We start from the raw sequence: 16,819 nt of genomic DNA, 5'->3' as shown, positions 1-16,819 counted from the left end.
ATAGGTTGGTTTTTTTATTATAGTCAGCCGTCGGCAGCGGATTACTCGTGAAGCTGTTTCCTCGGCATAATGTTGACCGTTTCATGCAGTTCGGACCACACCAGCACGGCTTCACCAGATTGTAGTTGGCGTTTGACGTCGGCGACTTTTTGTTCGAGCGAGCGTTCATGTTCACCATAATCGGTGCCTTCACGCAAGACAAAGCTTTCAATCAGGTTGTCCAGTGCTTCCGGGGAGATATCCTGCCACGGGATCATCATGATGACGCCTCCAGGTATGTTGTCAGCCAGTCTGGGATACGGGACTCCAGCCACATCTCAGGATGGCGCAATGTGCCACCAATAAATCCGACGTGTCCGCCGTGTTCGGTTAACTGATATTCCACCTGCGATGGCAGGTTTTCCGGTTTGGGGATCACATGATGATCCATAAAAGGATCGTCTTTGGCATGAATAATCAGCGTCGGTTTGGCGATCTGATTCAATAACGGCATGGCACTACACTGACGATAATAGTCTATAGCATCGGCAAAACCGTGGATTTTGGCGGTGATGAGATCGTCAAAATCGCGAATGCGGCGCAGGGATTTCAGTTGCGCCAGACTGACCGGCAGTGAGCCTGGATAGGCTTCGAGTTTACGTGAGGCATTGGCTTTTAAAAGATTGAGCAGATAGCGCTGATAGACCCGGGAGAAACCTTTCTCCATATGGTAGCTACAGGCTTCGAGCACGAAAGGTGCGGATACGATAACCGCCGCATCTATCGGAATGTCTCGCCCTTCTTTTGCCAGCAGGCATGCCAGCATATTGCCGCCGAGCGAATAACCTACCGCCGCAGTTGGTACGCGGCCGTATTCACGTTCCAGCCAGTGTAAAAACCAGGTGCCGTCTTCGGTTTCGCCGGAGTGATAAATTCGGTTCAGGCGATTCGGTTCTCCGCTACAGCCGCGAAAGTGCATCACCACACCCAGCCAGCCGCGCTTTTGCGCTGCTTCAATCAGTCCATGAGCATATGGACTATTCAGGCTACCTTCCAGGCCGTGAAAAACCACCAGACGCGGTTTATGTTTTGCCTGCTGTGGATCTTCACTCCAGGCCAGATCGACAAAGTCGCCATCAGGTAACTCGAGCCGCTGCCAGTGGGCGTCGAACTTCACTTTACGGCGAATCAAACGCGGTAGCATCGTCTGTAGATGGCGATTACGGATCCCGCGCATCGGACGGAATTCTCGTGAATCGTCGGCGGATGGGGTCATTTCTGTAGGAGTGATTTCAACCATAACACCAGAGCAATCAATAAACGGAATGAGCAACTATACCGCGCAGAAGGCCTGCGGGTTAGTCAATATGTAAGTTTACGCTTAGTCAGTCAGTAGGTTACGCGAGAAAAGATGGATATCCACGCCGGGTTTACGCCGCCATAAACGGGCTTTTCGCGTGCCTGTCGCCATACTTTCACCGGTATCTTCAAACATACCTGATGCTTCAAAGCGGCGGATCAGACTTTTACGCTGAATGGACTGGCCAAGGATTACCTCAGTGGCTTCCTGGAGCTGACCATGAGTAAAGGTATCCGGTAAACAGTAAACGGGCAGTAAAGAATACATCGTTTTTTGCCGTAGCCGATGCAGGGCCGCCTCAATGATTTTCTGGTGGTCAAATGCGAGTGGATAGTCGGCAAGTTTATCAACAGGAACCCAACGGGCATCACTGACGCTGGCAATGTGCGGCTCACAGTCTACCCAGGCGATCAAGGCGAACCAGGTGACGGTCAGGCTCCAGCCGCGCGGATCACGATCTGGTCCGGAAAACGTATCCAGTTGTTCCAACCAGGAAGGAGAAACACCTGTTTTTTCAGTGAGTTTACGCATTGCCGTGGCACGGGTGGAATCATCGTGGGCCATATCAATGAAGCCACCGGGTAATCCCCAGCACCCCTTTTGTGGCTGGTTTGCCCGTTCTACCAGCAACACACACAGCGCCTGTTGATGCAGGGTAAACAACACACTATCCACTGTCACCAAAGGGGAGGGAAAGCGGCGGGCATCATACTGATTCAGATAGTCAGCTTCGGTGGTCATAAGGTACTCACGATGATTTGCAACGCTCACAAGTGTACCAGCCCAACCATGGGGGGCAAGTTTCGTTTTTTCTTGTTACTTATCAGTTAATTATCATCATGGTGAAAATTAATGCTTATTATGCTTGCTTTAAATGTGTCTTAAGGACATTATTAATTGTGTCTAAGGGACATAATTAAGGGGAGAGCGATGAGCGTAAAATTGACATTAACCCTGGATGAGCAGGTGTACGCAATTGCCAGCGGTATTTTTCCTGACGGGGCCGCCTGGTTGAAAGTAACCGATGCGTTGCCATCCTCTGCTCGTCTGATGCGCATTCGGGCGATGGCAATGCGTGATATGAACGACTTTATGCTGGTGGCGCAACTAGTGGAAGCGGTTCGCCACCAAACCGATGTACTGGTCAGTCACCTCGAACTCCCCTGGCTGCCATGGGCGCGCCAGGACCGACATATGGTCGCGGGTGACAGCTTTGCGCTGAAAGTCTTTGCCAGTCAGCTCAATACACTGAAGTTTGACAAGGTAAAAGTGCTCGACCCACACAGCGAAGCCGCGGCAGCGGCAATAGATAACTTTGTGGCTATTTCGCAGGAGACCTGTCTGCAACAAAGCGCGACCCTGCAGCGCCAGTTTCAACAAAAAACGTTGATGCTGGTTGCACCAGATGCCGGGTCGTTGAAGAAAATTGATGCTGTCGCCAGAGCGGTAGGTGTCTCTGAATATGCCATTCTGAGCAAAAAACGTGATGTGGCAACTGGCAATCTGACCGGGTTTGCACTGGTTGCGGGGAATGTTAAGGGCAGAGATCTGCTGATTGTTGACGACCTGTGTGATGCCGGTGGCACCTTTATTGGATCAGCTCAGATTTTACGTGATGCCGGAGCCCGCAGCGTTAGCCTGTATGTCACCCACGGTATCTTTTCTAAGGGTGTTGAACACTTGTTCGCCAACGGAATCGATGCCATCTACACCACAACCTCTTTAGCTGCATCTGCGCTGGCACATCCGCAGCTTGAACTTATCGATATTGACGCGATTTACCGCGCCTGAGGGAGATAATTATTATGAAAATGAACCCTATTCTGGCCATCGACGGCTACAAAGTTTCTCACCGCGTACAGTATCCGCAAGGAACCAGCCGGGTCTATTCCAACTTTACGCCACGCAGCGATCGCTTTTTTTCGTCACCACTGCCGGATGGCAAGCTGGTGTTCTTCGGTCTGCAGGGATTTCTGCAGTGGTTTCTGATCGACCTGTTTAACGAGGCGTTCTTTGCTCGAGCGCAGGAAGAGGTGGTAAAGGAATACAAGCAGGTAATGGACAGCTATCTTGGAAAAGATGCTGTAGCGGTTGACCACATTTGTGCGCTGCACCAGTTGGGTTATTTGCCACTGCATATCAAGGCGCTGGATGAAGGTAGCAAAGTTCCGATGGCGGTGCCGGTATTAACCATCATCAATACCAAACCTGAGTTTTTCTGGCTGGTGAATTACCTTGAGACTGTGTTGTCGGCGGAGCTGTGGAAAGCGTCAACTAACGCTACTATTGCTCACCACTATCGCAAAATCTGCGAACGTTGGGCGGAGAAAACCTGTAGCGATCAGACACATCTCGATTTCCAGTGTCATGATTTTTCATTTCGAGGCATGTCTGGTTTGCAGGATACCATGCAGGCAGGAAGCGGGCATTTGCTGAGTTTTAAAGGTACTGACAGCATTCCATCGTTGCTCTATGCCCGCGATTATTACACTGACGGCGAAGGATATTTTATCGGCGCCAGTATTCCCGCAACTGAGCACAGCGTAATGTGTATGGGGGAGCGCGAGCATGAGATTGAAACTTTTCGTCGCCTGATTGCTGATCTCTACCCGCAGGGATTTGTGTCGATAGTCTCAGATACCTGGGACTACTGGCAGGTGTTGACGGAATATACCCTTGAACTAAAGCACATCATTTTGGCGCGTGAGGGCCGGGTAGTATTCCGCCCGGACAGCGGTAATCCGGTAGATATTCTGTGCGGCACCGGCGCGGATGAAGATTCTCGTGCCGATCGTACCCCGCAGGAGAAAGGCTCAGTGGAAGTGCTGTGGGAAATTTTTGGCGGCACGATTAACTCCAAAGGGTATAAGGTGCTCGACCCACATGTCGGGTTGATCTATGGCGATTCCATTACCCTTGAGCGGGCGAATGAAATCCTGCGTCGCCTGGAAGCAAAAGGATTTGCCAGTTCAAATGTGGTATTTGGGGTTGGTTCATTCACTTACCAGTACAGCACGCGTGATACATTTGGTTTTGCGATGAAAGCAACATGGGGGGAGGTTGACGGTAAAGGACGGACGATCTTTAAAGAGCCGAAAACCGACAATGGTCTGAAACGTTCAGCCCGGGGACTGCTGCGCGTCGCGCGTGATGATCAAGGTGAGCTATGCCTGCATGATGAACAAAACTGGGGGCAGGAGATGGAAGGAGAGTTGAAAACGCGCTTTCTTGACGGCAAGCTTTTCAATCGTGAACATTTCGAACAAATTCGCCAGCGTCTGGCGACGCAACGCTAGTTTACATCCTCCCATTAATCTGTCGCTAGGCCGGATAAGACGCTTTCGCGCCTTTATCCGGCAATCAAGGCTACTCGGCAAGCATTTGCTCAAGCTGTTCCTGCGCGTCCAGCCAGGCCATTTCGCACTCTTCCAGCCCGGATTTTGCGCTCGCCTGTTGTTGCAGGCATGCCGTTAGTTCAGCTTTGCGACTTTGGTCGTACAGTTCGCTGTCGCCAAGCTTCTCTTCCGCCTGTGCCAGTTGTGCGTGTAGCTTTTCCATCTCTTTTTCCAGACGGGTTATCTCTTTACGCAGTGGTTGCGTCAGGGTTCGCAGCTCTGCTTCGCGGCGCTTCTGGTCTTTACGCGCCTGGGCGCTGTTGACACTCTCTTTCGCCGGTTCGTCGCTCTGGTTTTCCTGCTTTTGTACGTCGCTTAGCCACTGCTGATAATCTTCCAGATCGCCATCAAACGGCTCGACCTTCTTGTCGTGTACCAGATAGAGGTCGTCGGTAGTGGAGCGAATCAGGTGACGGTCGTGCGAAACCACAACCAGTGCGCCTTCGAAATCAATTAATGCTTCGGTCAGCGCCTGACGCATGTCGAGATCCAGGTGGTTAGTCGGCTCATCGAGCAGCAACAGGTTCGGGCGTTGCCAGACGATCAGCGCCAGCACCAGACGCGCTTTTTCACCGCCGGAGAAGCGTGCGGTCTGTTCGGTAACTTTATCTCCCTGGAAGCCGAATCCGCCGAGGTAATCGCGTAGTTTCTGTTCCAGCTCTTGCGGCGCCATGCGTGCCAGATGCTGAATAGGGGATTCATCAGCCCGCAGGAACTCCAATTGATGCTGAGCGAAATAGCCGAGCTTAATACCCTTCGCCAGACCGATTTCACCACTGATCGGCGCCAGTTCTCCCGCCAGCAGTTTAATCAGCGTTGATTTACCCGCACCGTTACGTCCTAACAGGCCGATACGTGACCCCGGAACCAGGTTCAGTTTGATGGAGTCTAGGATGACGCGATCGCCATAGCCTGCGCTGACTTTTTCCATTTTCAGCAATGGATTGGGCAGGCTTTCCGGCGCGCGGAAACTGAAATGGAACGGGTTATCGACATGAGCCGGAGCGATGAGCTCCATGCGTTCCAGCATTTTAATACGGCTCTGTGCCTGCTTTGCTTTAGTTGCTTTGGCGCGGAAGCGATCGATATAGCTTTGCAGATGCGCCACGCGCTCCTGCTGGCTTTCGTACATCGCCTGCTGTTGTGCGAGACGCGTAGCGCGCTGAATTTCAAACGCGCTGTAGTTACCGGTGTACTCGAACATCGTCTGTTGTTCGATATGAATAATTTTATCTACCACCGGATCGAGGAAATCACGGTCATGAGAGATCAGGATCAGCGTGCCCTGATAGCTTTTCAGCCACCGTTCCAGCCAGATTACCGCGTCGAGATCGAGGTGGTTGGTCGGTTCATCAAGCAGCAGAAGATCTGAACGACAAATCAGTGCCTGAGCAAGGTTGAGGCGCATACGCCATCCGCCGGAGAAATCGCTGACCGGACGTTCAAGCTGCTCATTCGAAAAACCGAGGCCGTGTAACAGGCTGGCGGCACGCGAGCGAACCGTCCATGCATCAATAGCGTCCAGTTTGCCGTGTACGGTCGCAATGGCGTTTCCATCGTTACGTTCGTTGGCATCGTTCAACTGTGCTTCCAGCTGACGATATTCGCGGTCACCGTCAATCACGTACTCCAGCGCAGGCTGAGGAAGTGCTGGTGTTTCCTGGTTCACCCAAGCGAGCTGCCAGTTACCAGGGAACGTAAATCCCCCGGCGTCGGCGCTGATTTCATTTTTCAGCAATGCCAGCAGGGTAGATTTACCGCAGCCATTTTTACCGACCAGACCAACCTTCTGCCCTGGATTAATGGTGGCCGTGGCATTGTCCAGTAAGACGCGCACGCCGCGACGAATTTGTAACGAGGAGAAAACAATCATAAGGCGCCGTATGTTCAGACTATGTTAATTTATCATTATGATAATGTAATGTGCGGGCGCTTTGCCGCACCGAGGCGCAATGGTAGCCCAAAACGTCGAAAATAGACAAAAGACATAACCGGGAGGGGAATGATGTTCCAGCCAGCGAAAGTTTTGCTGCTGTATGCCCATCCGGAATCTCAGGACTCGGTCGCGAACCGGGTTCTGCTTAAACCGGCCATGCAGCTCAGTAATGTTACCGTGCACGATCTTTACGCACACTATCCCGATTTTTTTATCGATATTCCGCACGAGCAGGAACTGCTGCGTGAGCATGATGTGATTGTTTTCCAGCATCCGCTATACACCTATAGCTGTCCGGCCCTGTTAAAGGAATGGCTTGATCGTGTTCTCAGCCGTGGATTCGCCAGCGGTCCGGATGGAAATCAACTGGCGGGAAAGTACTGGCGGAGTGTCATCACTACTGGTGAGCCGGAAAGTGCTTACCGTTATGATGCGCTGAACCGCTATCCGATGAGCGATGTGCTGCGCCCTTTTGAGTTGACGGCCGGAATGTGCCGGATGCACTGGATGAGCCCTATTATCGTTTACTGGGCCAGGCGGCAGACAAAGCAGGAGCTGGACAGTCATGCTAAAGCGTATGGCGACTGGCTGGCAAATCCGATTCCTTCGGGAGGCCGCTGATGGAAGGTTCTGATTTATTACTGGCGGGAGTGTTATTCCTCTTCGCGGCGGTAGCTGCGGTGCCGTTGGCATCGCGGCTGGGCATTGGCCCTGTTTTGGGGTATTTGCTGGCGGGGATCGCTATTGGTCCGTGGGGACTAGGGTTCATCAGCGATGTGGATGAAATCCTCCACTTCTCTGAATTGGGTGTGGTTTTTCTGATGTTTATTATTGGGCTGGAGCTTAACCCTTCCAAGCTATGGCAGTTGCGACGCTCAATATTTGGCGTCGGCGCAGCTCAAGTGATGCTCAGCGCAGTGGTTCTGGCTGGCCTGCTGATGCTCACGAATTTCTCCTGGCAGGCGGCAGTAGTGGGCGGAATCGGGTTGGCGATGTCCTCAACGGCGATGGCGCTGCAGCTGATGCGGGAAAAGGGGATGAACCGCAGCGAATCCGGGCAACTGGGTTTTTCGGTATTACTATTTCAGGATCTGGCGGTGATCCCCGCGCTGGCGTTGGTTCCGCTGTTAGCCGGTTCTGCTGACGAACATTTTGACTGGATCAAAGTAGGAATGAAGGTGCTGGCCTTTGCTGGCATGTTGATTGGTGGGCGTTATCTGCTCCGTCCCGTTTTTCGCTTTATCGCGGATTCCGGTGTACGGGAGGTATTTACCGCAGCCACGCTGCTCCTGGTACTGGGTTCTGCTTTATTCATGGATGCATTGGGGTTGTCGATGGCCCTTGGAACTTTTATCGCGGGCGTGCTGCTGGCGGAAAGCGAATATCGACATGAGCTGGAAACGGCAATTGATCCTTTTAAAGGTCTGTTGCTTGGTTTGTTCTTCATATCTGTGGGGATGTCGCTAAATCTTGGCGTTCTGTATACCCACATTCTGTGGGTGGTCGCGAGCGTTATTGTGCTGGTAGTTGTTAAGACGCTGGTGCTGTATCTATTGGCGCGACTGAATGGGATGAGAAGCTCGGAGCGTATGCAGTTTGCCGGTGTGTTAAGCCAGGGGGGAGAATTTGCCTTCGTCCTTTTTTCAACGGCATCATCACAACGACTGTTTCAGGGCGATCAAATGGCGCTGCTGCTGGTGACCGTCACATTGTCGATGATGACGACACCGTTGTTGATGAAGCTGATTGATAAATGGCTCTCCCGCCAGATTAACGGCCCGGATGATGAAGATGAAAAACCTTGGGTGGAAGATGATAAACCGCAGGTGATTGTGGTGGGGTTTGGGCGCTTTGGGCAGGTAATAGGCCGTTTGCTGATGGCGAATAAAATGCGTATTACCGTGCTGGAACGCGATATCAGCGCGGTTAATCTGATGCGTAAATATGGCTATAAAGTTTATTACGGCGATGCGACACAAGTAGAACTTTTACGTTCCGCTGGTGCTGAAGCGGCGGAGTCGATAGTGATCACCTGTAACGAGCCTGAAGATACGATGAAGCTGGTGGAACTGTGTCAGCAGCATTTTCCGCATTTGCATATTCTTGCGCGAGCGCGCGGACGCGTGGAAGCACATGAGTTATTACAAGCTGGTGTAACGCAGTTTTCCCGCGAAACCTTTTCGAGTGCGCTGGAATTGGGACGTAAAACTCTGGTTTCATTGGGTATGCATCCGCATCAGGCCCAACGTGCTCAGCTGCATTTCCGGCGGCTGGACATGCGTATGCTACGGGAGTTGATCCCGATACATACCGATACGGTACAAATCTCTCGTGCCAGAGAAGCCCGGCGCGAACTGGAGGAAATTTTCCATCGAGAGATGCAGCAAGAGCGACGACAGCTGGATGGCTGGGATGAATTTGAGTAGGGGATAACCATGGCAATTCGTAAACGTTTTATTGCAGGTGCAAAATGTCCGTCCTGCCAGGCGCAGGACTCGCTGGCGATGTGGCGCGAAAATAATATCGATATTGTTGAGTGTGTTAAGTGTGGCCATCAGATGCGGGAAGCCGATAAAGAAGCACGCGAGCACGTTCGCAAAGAAGAACAAGTGATAGGGATTTTTCATCCGGACTAGCGATATGGCGCAGCTTTTTTTAAGCTAGAGGGTACACGGGTGCAGAATTCCGCTACAATCTGCGCCACTATTCTTTCCATGCTCAGGAGATATCATGAAAGTAGCAAAGGACCTGGTGGTCAGCCTGGCCTATCAGGTACGTACAGAAGACGGTGTGTTGGTTGATGAGTCTCCGGTGAGTGCACCGCTGGACTACCTGCATGGTCACGGTTCCCTGATCTCTGGTCTGGAAACAGCGCTGGACGGTCATGAAGTTGGCGATAAATTCGATGTTGCTGTAGGCGCAAACGACGCTTATGGTCAGTATGACGAAAACCTGGTGCAGCGCGTTCCTAAAGATGTATTTATGGGCGTTGATGAACTGCAGGTTGGCATGCGCTTCCTGGCTGAAACCGACCAGGGACCTGTACCGGTAGAAATTACCGAAGTGGAAGACGACCACGTAGTGGTTGACGGTAACCACATGCTGGCTGGCCAGAACCTGAAATTCAACGTGGAAGTTGTTGCGATCCGCGAAGCAACCGAAGAAGAACTGGCTCACGGTCACGTTCACGGTGCGCACGGTCATGACCACGATCACGACCACGACGGTTGCTGCGGCGGTCATGGCCACGACCATGGGCACGAGCACGGCGGCGAAGGTTGCTGCGGCGGTGGCGGTAAAGGTAATGGCGGCTGCGGTTGCCACTAATACCCTTCATCTTTCAGCCCACAGCGGTATTGGCTGTGATTTGAAATCCTTTGGGTATATATGAGTAGGCCGGATAAGATGTTTACGTCGCTATCCGGCACAAAAAAAGCGGGAATTCCCGCTTTTTTATTGTCTCAATAATGCGGCGGCGGTGTCTCTTCGGACTGCGACGCAATATGGGACGGCTGAGTTGCTTTGAGCTTCTCCGTCAGTAGACGCAGATGATCGCGCAGTTTGGCCATTTCCAGTTCGTGAGCAGTTACCGTCACATTAAGCTCTTCAATGGTTATTTCCTGAAATGCCAGGCGACTCTCCAGTTCAGCCAGCCGAGTTTCCATCGTTGTATCCTGCATGATTCACCTCTTCTGTTATTTCCGGCAGATCGCGGACTGCGGCGAATTCTACTCAACTTTGCCTGTTTGCACAGCACTCATTCCCGTGTGACGAAACTAATTTAAACAAAAAGAGTCTGAAATGTGGTGATAATAGGGCGTGTCCGTATGTTGATTTGTTCTACAACGCTTTATAGTACGTTTTTATGTTAGCTAACCCTGGGGTGAGATGCCCCGGCCCTGGAGAGATGGATGAAATCACTGTTTAAAGTAACGTTGCTGGCGACCACAATGGCCGTTGCTCTGCATGCCCCGATCACCTTCGCTGCTGATACTGCGAAACCAGCCGCTACCGCTGACAGCAAAGCAGCATTCAAGAATGACGACCAGAAAGCGGCTTACGCGCTGGGCGCATCCCTGGGGCGTTACATGGAAAACTCCCTGAAAGAGCAGGAGAAACTGGGCATCAAACTGGATAAAGATCAGCTGATCGCTGGCGTTCAGGATGCGTTTGCGGACAAGAGCAAATTGTCTGACCAGGAAATCGAACAAACTCTGCAGGCGTTTGAAGCGCGCGTGAAGACTTCCGCCCAGGCGAAAATGGAAAAAGACGCGGCTGATAATGAAGCCAAGGGTAAAGCGTACCGTGAGAAGTTTGCCAAAGAGAAAGGTGTTAAAACCTCTTCTACTGGTCTGGTCTACAAAGTAGAGAAAGCCGGTACAGGTGAAGCACCGAAAGACAGCGATACCGTGGTTGTGAACTACAAAGGTACGCTGATTGATGGTAAAGAGTTTGATAACTCTTACACCCGTGGCGAGCCACTCTCTTTCCGTCTTGACGGTGTTATCCCGGGCTGGACAGAAGGCCTGAAAAACATCAAGAAAGGCGGTAAAATTCAGCTGGTTATTCCACCGGATCTGGCTTATGGCAAAACCGGCGTTCCGGGTATTCCGGCAAACTCCACGCTGGTCTTTGATGTTGAGCTGTTAGATATCAAACCGGCGCCGAAAGCGGATGCGAAGGCAGACGCTGCACCGGCAGATAAAGCTGCAGATGCCAGCAAAAAATAAGGTACCAAAAACCGCCGCCCACAGGGCGGCGGTTTTTTATTATCGACAGGATATAATTAATACTGGAAAGCGCCTTGTGCGCTGTATTACTTTAGATGCCCCTAATAGTGATGAGCCTGCCCTGACAACATAACGACAGGCTCCTGAAAAGGAGTGCTTTTTTTCATGTCCAGGTCGCTTTTAACCAACGAAACCAGTGAGCTAGATTTGCTGGATCAACGTCCTTTCGATCAAACCGACTTCGATATCCTTAAATCCTACGAAGCGGTAGTGGACGGGTTGGCGATGCTCATTGGTTCCCATTGTGAAATCGTATTGCACTCTTTGCAGGATTTGAAATGCTCGGCTATTCGCATCGCCAACGGTGAACACACGGGCCGAAAAATCGGCTCACCGATTACCGATCTTGCGTTGCGTATGCTGCATGATATGACGGGTGCGGATAGCAGCGTGTCGAAATGTTATTTCACACGTGCGAAAAGCGGTGTCTTGATGAAGTCGGTGACGATTGCCATTCGCAACCGTGAGCATCGCGTAATTGGTCTGCTGTGCATCAATATGAATCTTGATGTACCTTTCTCGCAAATAATGAATACCTTTATTCCGCCGGAAACCCCGGAAGTGGGCTCAGCCGTAAACTTTGCTTCATCAGTGGAAGATCTGGTGACACAGACGCTGGAATTCACGATTGAAGAAGTGAATGCCGATCGTAACGTATCTAACAATGCGAAGAATCGTCAGATCGTCCTGAATCTGTATGAGAAAGGCATCTTCGATATCAAAGATGCTATTAATCAGGTCGCTGACCGTCTGAACATCTCCAAACATACTGTTTACCTCTATATTCGCCAGTTCAAAAGTGGTGATTTCCAGGGGCAAGACAAGTAATGCGTTTTGCCATCATGGTGACAGGACCTGCCTATGGCACACAGCAGGCGAGCAGCGCGCTGCAATTTGCACATGCGTTGCTTGAGGAAGGGCATGAGTTAAGCCGTGTCTTTTTTTATCAGGAGGGGGTATATAACGCTAACCTTCTGACATCACCCGCCAGTGATGAATTTGATTTGGTGCGAGGCTGGCAGCAAATCAATCAACAATTTGGTGTAGAGCTTAATATTTGTGTGGCGGCGGCGTTGCGTCGTGGCGTTGTTGATGAGACCGAAGCGAAGAGGCTTGGGCTGACAAGTTCGAACTTACAATCAGGTTTTAACCTCAGTGGGCTTGGCTCGCTGGCCGAGGCATCCCTGACGTGCGATCGCGTGGTACAGTTTTAATGAAACGTGTTGCTTTTGTTTTTTCCACTGTGCCGCACGGCAGTGCATCTGGCCGCGAAGGTCTTGATGCATTACTGGCGACTTCAGCATTAACGGAAGACCTTGGTGTATTTTTTATTGGTGATGGCGTCTTCCAGATCCTGCAAGGACAAAAACCGGATGCTATCCTCGCCCGTGATTATATCGCGACTTTTAAACTGCTGGGGCTGTACGATATAGAGCAATGCTGGCTTTGCGCCGCCTCCCTGCGTGAGCGAGGGCTTGATCAGGGGGCCAGTTTTGTGGTCGATGCGACGGTTCTTGAACCCCATGATTTGCGCCGTGAGCTTGGCAACTATGATGTTATTTTGAGGTTTTGACATTCTCATGCTGCATACTTTACATCGCTCCGCGTGGCTTACTGATTTCTCCTCTCTTCTTCGTCTTGTTGGTGAAGACGATGAGCTTTTATTGCTCCAGGATGGCGTGACGGCGGCAATAGATGGTACCCGCTTCCTTGAAAGTCTGCAGAATGCCTCCATTAAGGTCTATGTACTGGAAGAAGACATTAAAGCTCGCGGGTTAGATGGTCAAATTTCAGACAGTGTCGTCAGGGTTGGCTATACTGACTTCGTCAGACTTACGGTGAAGCATCCCAACCAGATGGCCTGGTAATTGTGGGATCGTTGTATATTTCTTGACACCTTTTCGACACCGACCTAAAATTCTGCGTCCTCATATTGTATGAGGTCGTTTTATTACGTGTTTACGAAGCAAAAGCTAAAACCAGGAGCTATTTAATGGCAACAGTTAACCAGCTGGTACGCAAACCACGCGCACGCAAAGTTGCAAAGAGCAACGTGCCTGCGCTGGAAGCATGCCCGCAGAAACGTGGCGTATGTACTCGTGTATATACTACCACTCCTAAAAAACCGAACTCCGCACTGCGTAAAGTTTGCCGTGTTCGTTTGACTAACGGTTTTGAAGTGACTTCCTACATCGGTGGTGAAGGTCACAACCTGCAGGAGCACTCCGTGATCCTGATCCGTGGCGGTCGTGTAAAAGACCTTCCGGGTGTTCGTTACCACACCGTTCGTGGTGCGCTTGACTGCTCCGGCGTTAAAGACCGTAAGCAATCACGTTCCAAGTATGGCGTGAAACGTCCTAAGGCTTAATGGTTCTCCGTTAAGTAAGGCCAAACGTTTTATATTAATGTCAAACTAAACTCTTAGAGTTTTGGACAATCCTGAATTAACAACGGAGTATTTCCATGCCACGTCGTCGCGTCATTGGTCAGCGTAAAATTCTGCCGGATCCGAAGTTCGGATCAGAACTGCTGGCTAAATTTGTAAATATCCTGATGGTAGATGGTAAAAAATCTACTGCCGAAACAATCGTATACAGCGCGCTGGAGACCCTGGCTCAGCGTTCTGGTAAAAATGAACTGGAAGCTTTCGAAGTAGCTCTCGAAAACGTGCGCCCGACTGTCGAAGTTAAGTCTCGCCGCGTTGGTGGTTCTACTTATCAGGTACCAGTTGAAGTCCGTCCGGTCCGTCGTAATGCCCTGGCAATGCGTTGGATCGTTGAAGCTGCTCGTAAACGCGGTGATAAATCCATGGCTCTGCGCCTGGCGAACGAACTTTCTGATGCTGCAGAAAACAAAGGTACTGCAGTTAAGAAACGTGAAGACGTTCACCGTATGGCAGAAGCCAACAAGGCGTTCGCACACTACCGTTGGTAATCCCTTCGGAGTATTAGTCACCAGGCGGGCGCTTCTTGTAAGCAGCCCGCTTTGGGCTACTTAAATTGAACGCCTAAAAGATAAACGAGGAATCAAATGGCTCGTACAACACCCATCGCGCGCTACCGTAACATCGGTATCAGTGCGCACATCGACGCCGGTAAAACCACTACTACCGAACGTATTCTGTTCTACACCGGTGTAAACCATAAAATCGGTGAAGTTCATGACGGCGCAGCCACCATGGACTGGATGGAACAGGAGCAGGAGCGTGGTATTACTATCACCTCCGCAGCGACTACTGCATTCTGGTCTGGTATGGCTAAGCAGTATGAACCGCATCGCGTAAACATCATCGACACCCCGGGGCACGTTGACTTCACTATCGAAGTAGAACGTTCCATGCGTGTGCTTGATGGTGCAGTAATGGTTTACTGCGCAGTTGGTGGTGTTCAGCCGCAGTCTGAAACCGTATGGCGTCAGGCTAACAAATATAAAGTTCCGCGCATTGCGTTCGTTAACAAAATGGACCGTATGGGCGCGAACTTCCTGAAAGTTGTTGGTCAGATCAAAACCCGTCTGGGCGCGAACCCTGTTCCGCTGCAGCTGGCAATTGGTGCTGAAGAAAACTTCACTGGTGTTGTTGACCTGGTGAAAATGAAAGCCATCAACTGGAACGAAGAAGATGCAGGCGTAACCTTCACTTATGAAGATATCCCGGCTGACATGCAGGAACTGGCTGAAGAATGGCACCAGAACCTGATCGAGTCCGCCGCGGAAGCTTCAGAAGAGCTGATGGAGAAATACCTGGGTGGTGAAGAACTGACTGAAGAAGAGATCAAGAAAGCTCTGCGTCAGCGCGTTCTGAACAACGAAATCATCCTGGTAACCTGTGGTTCTGCGTTTAAGAACAAAGGTGTTCAGGCGATGCTGGATGCGGTAATTGATTACCTGCCATCCCCGACTGATGTACCTGCGATCAACGGTATTCTGGACGACGGTAAAGATACTCCGGCTGAACGTCACGCTAGCGATGAAGAGCCGTTTGCTGCTCTGGCATTCAAAATCGCTACCGACCCGTTCGTGGGTAACCTGACCTTCTTCCGCGTGTACTCTGGTGTGGTTAACTCCGGTGATACCATCCTGAACTCCGTGAAATCTGCACGTGAGCGTTTTGGCCGTATCGTTCAGATGCACGCCAACAAACGTGAAGAGATCAAAGAAGTTCGCGCGGGCGACATCGCTGCTGCGATCGGTCTGAAAGACGTGACCACTGGTGATACCCTGTGTGATCCAGATTCTCCGATCATTCTGGAGCGTATGGAATTCCCTGAACCGGTAATTTCCATCGCGGTAGAACCGAAAACCAAAGCTGACCAGGAAAAAATGGGTCTGGCTCTGGGCCGTCTGGCTAAAGAAGACCCGTCATTCCGCGTATGGACTGACGAAGAATCTAACCAGACTATTATCGCCGGTATGGGTGAGCTGCACCTCGACATCATCGTTGACCGCATGAAGCGTGAATTCAACGTTGAAGCGAACGTCGGTAAACCTCAGGTTGCTTACCGTGAAGCGATTCGCGCGAAAGTTACCGATATCGAAGGTAAACACGCTAAGCAGTCTGGTGGTCGCGGTCAGTATGGTCATGTTGTTATCGACATGTACCCGCTGGAGCCGGGTTCAAACCCGAAAGGCTACGAATTCATCAACGACATCAAAGGTGGTGTAATTCCTGGCGAATACATCCCGGCCGTTGATAAAGGCATCCAGGAACAGCTGAAATCTGGCCCGCTGGCTGGTTACCCGGTTGTTGATCTGGGCGTGCGTCTGCACTTCGGTTCTTACCATGACGTTGACTCCTCTGAGCTGGCGTTTAAACTGGCCGCTTCTATCGCCTTTAAAGATGGCTTTAAGAAAGCGAAACCAGTTCTGCTTGAGCCTATCATGAAGGTTGAAGTAGAGACTCCGGAAGAGAACACCGGTGACGTTATCGGTGACTTGAGCCGCCGTCGTGGTATGCTTCGTGGTCAGGAATCCAACGTCACTGGCGTTGTGATCCACGCTGAAGTTCCGCTGTCTGAAATGTTCGGATATGCAACCCAGCTGCGTTCTCTGACCAAAGGCCGTGCTTCTTACTCCATGGAGTTCCTGAAGTACGACGATGCGCCGAACAACGTTGCTCAGGCCGTTATTGAAGCCCGTGGTAAATAAGCCACAGGATTAAAACCTAAGTCCCGTGCTCTCTCCAAAGGGGAGAGCACTATAGTAAGGAATATAGCCGTGTCTAAAGAAAAATTTGAACGTACAAAACCGCACGTTAACGTCGGCACCATCGGCCACGTTGACCACGGTAAAACTACCCTGACCGCTGCAATCACCACCGTTCTGGCTAAAACCTACGGCGGTGCTGCTCGTGCTTTCGACC

19 protein-coding genes and 1 pseudogene are annotated in these 16,819 nt (G+C 51.1%); 15 read left to right on the top strand and 5 right to left on the bottom strand.

The genetic code is table 11. The features are described from left to right. Window positions 1-41: 41 nt before the first annotated feature. The 3 genes and pseudogenes from AACS05_RS21740 to AACS05_RS21730 all read right to left on the bottom strand — a co-directional run bounded on the left by AACS05_RS21740 (window position 42) and on the right by AACS05_RS21730 (window position 2,080). Complete coding sequence (locus tag AACS05_RS21740) at window positions 42-260, bottom strand: YheU family protein (protein WP_045448370.1); 219 nt, start codon at window positions 258-260, stop codon at window positions 42-44. Continuing rightward, window positions 257-1,325, bottom strand: a pseudogene (locus AACS05_RS21735) (hydrolase). Before AACS05_RS21735 ends, AACS05_RS21740 begins: the two are co-directional and overlap by 4 nt. A gap of 35 nt (window positions 1,326-1,360) precedes the next feature. Beyond that, entirely contained in the window at window positions 1,361-2,080 is a 720-nt protein-coding gene (locus AACS05_RS21730) for an NUDIX hydrolase (RefSeq protein ID WP_045449811.1), read from the bottom strand. 189 nt (window positions 2,081-2,269) lie between these two features. Between AACS05_RS21730 and prs the strand changes: the two genes are divergently transcribed. Beyond that, on the top strand, window positions 2,270-3,130 hold the full coding sequence (gene prs, locus AACS05_RS21725; RefSeq protein WP_045448366.1) for a ribose-phosphate diphosphokinase: 861 nt from the start codon (window positions 2,270-2,272) through the stop codon (window positions 3,128-3,130). A 14-nt stretch (window positions 3,131-3,144) separates the two neighbouring features. Beyond that, window positions 3,145-4,635 (top strand): nicotinate phosphoribosyltransferase, encoded by a 1,491-nt coding sequence (locus AACS05_RS21720; RefSeq protein ID WP_045448364.1) that lies wholly within the window; start codon window positions 3,145-3,147, stop codon window positions 4,633-4,635. A 70-nt stretch (window positions 4,636-4,705) separates the two neighbouring features. Here the strand turns inward: AACS05_RS21720 and AACS05_RS21715 are convergent, their stop codons facing one another. Then, complete coding sequence (locus tag AACS05_RS21715) at window positions 4,706-6,607, bottom strand: ABC transporter ATP-binding protein (RefSeq protein ID WP_045448362.1); 1,902 nt, start codon at window positions 6,605-6,607, stop codon at window positions 4,706-4,708. A 132-nt stretch (window positions 6,608-6,739) separates the two neighbouring features. Between AACS05_RS21715 and kefG the strand changes: the two genes are divergently transcribed. The 4 genes from kefG to slyD all read left to right on the top strand — a co-directional run bounded on the left by kefG (window position 6,740) and on the right by slyD (window position 9,997). Beyond that, complete coding sequence (kefG, locus tag AACS05_RS21710) at window positions 6,740-7,291, top strand: glutathione-regulated potassium-efflux system ancillary protein KefG (RefSeq protein ID WP_045449809.1); 552 nt, start codon at window positions 6,740-6,742, stop codon at window positions 7,289-7,291. Further along, entirely contained in the window at window positions 7,291-9,096 is a 1,806-nt protein-coding gene (gene kefB / locus AACS05_RS21705; RefSeq protein ID WP_045448360.1) for a glutathione-regulated potassium-efflux system protein KefB, read from the top strand. The genes kefG and kefB overlap by 1 nt, the downstream gene beginning before the upstream one ends. 9 nt (window positions 9,097-9,105) lie before the next feature. Further along, window positions 9,106-9,306: a YheV family putative zinc ribbon protein gene (locus AACS05_RS21700; RefSeq protein ID WP_005121675.1), complete on the top strand. Its 201-nt coding sequence runs from the start codon at window positions 9,106-9,108 to the stop codon at window positions 9,304-9,306. Between the two features lie 94 nt (window positions 9,307-9,400). Beyond that, window positions 9,401-9,997 (top strand): peptidylprolyl isomerase, encoded by a 597-nt coding sequence (gene slyD, locus AACS05_RS21695; protein ID WP_045448357.1) that lies wholly within the window; start codon window positions 9,401-9,403, stop codon window positions 9,995-9,997. Window positions 9,998-10,131: 134 nt separating this feature from the next. Here slyD and AACS05_RS21690 read toward each other — a convergent pair whose 3' ends face one another. Continuing rightward, on the bottom strand, window positions 10,132-10,350 hold the full coding sequence (locus tag AACS05_RS21690) for a protein SlyX (RefSeq protein ID WP_003023639.1): 219 nt from the start codon (window positions 10,348-10,350) through the stop codon (window positions 10,132-10,134). 231 nt (window positions 10,351-10,581) lie between these two features. On the opposite strand from AACS05_RS21690, the gene fkpA reads away from it, so the two are divergent. The 9 genes from fkpA to AACS05_RS21645 all read left to right on the top strand — a co-directional run. After that, a complete protein-coding gene (gene fkpA / locus AACS05_RS21685; protein WP_045448355.1) occupies window positions 10,582-11,400 on the top strand; it encodes an FKBP-type peptidyl-prolyl cis-trans isomerase in 819 nt (272 codons plus the stop codon). Window positions 11,401-11,565: 165 nt separating this feature from the next. Further along, window positions 11,566-12,288, top strand: coding sequence for a helix-turn-helix transcriptional regulator (locus tag AACS05_RS21680; protein ID WP_003023643.1), 723 nt, complete (start codon window positions 11,566-11,568; stop codon window positions 12,286-12,288). Next, window positions 12,288-12,674: a sulfurtransferase complex subunit TusD gene (gene tusD / locus AACS05_RS21675; RefSeq protein ID WP_045448353.1), complete on the top strand. Its 387-nt coding sequence runs from the start codon at window positions 12,288-12,290 to the stop codon at window positions 12,672-12,674. The genes AACS05_RS21680 and tusD overlap by 1 nt, the downstream gene beginning before the upstream one ends. Next, window positions 12,674-13,033: a sulfurtransferase complex subunit TusC gene (tusC, locus tag AACS05_RS21670; protein WP_045448351.1), complete on the top strand. Its 360-nt coding sequence runs from the start codon at window positions 12,674-12,676 to the stop codon at window positions 13,031-13,033. Before tusD ends, tusC begins: the two co-directional genes overlap by 1 nt. Before the next feature lie 7 nt (window positions 13,034-13,040). Then, window positions 13,041-13,328, top strand: coding sequence for a sulfurtransferase complex subunit TusB (gene tusB, locus AACS05_RS21665; RefSeq protein WP_045448350.1), 288 nt, complete (start codon window positions 13,041-13,043; stop codon window positions 13,326-13,328). Window positions 13,329-13,453: 125 nt separating this feature from the next. Continuing rightward, window positions 13,454-13,828, top strand: coding sequence for a 30S ribosomal protein S12 (rpsL, locus tag AACS05_RS21660; protein WP_003023654.1), 375 nt, complete (start codon window positions 13,454-13,456; stop codon window positions 13,826-13,828). 95 nt (window positions 13,829-13,923) lie between these two features. Next, the gene (gene rpsG / locus AACS05_RS21655; RefSeq protein ID WP_003023657.1) at window positions 13,924-14,394 is read left to right on the top strand and encodes a 30S ribosomal protein S7; all 471 of its coding nucleotides are present in this window, start codon (window positions 13,924-13,926) and stop codon (window positions 14,392-14,394) included. 96 nt (window positions 14,395-14,490) lie between these two features. Then, complete coding sequence (gene fusA, locus AACS05_RS21650) at window positions 14,491-16,605, top strand: elongation factor G (protein ID WP_045448338.1); 2,115 nt, start codon at window positions 14,491-14,493, stop codon at window positions 16,603-16,605. Window positions 16,606-16,674: 69 nt separating this feature from the next. Continuing rightward, the coding region (locus AACS05_RS21645; RefSeq protein WP_072112497.1) for a GTP-binding protein at window positions 16,675-16,819 on the top strand (145 nt) is incomplete at its 3' end.

Source organism: Citrobacter sp. S-77 (genome assembly GCF_963864895.1).
GTDB classification, from domain to species: domain Bacteria; phylum Pseudomonadota; class Gammaproteobacteria; order Enterobacterales; family Enterobacteriaceae; genus Citrobacter; species Citrobacter murliniae.
The sequence above is the reverse complement of the archived record's forward strand: the minus strand, read 5'-3'. Positions and strand labels throughout refer to the sequence as shown.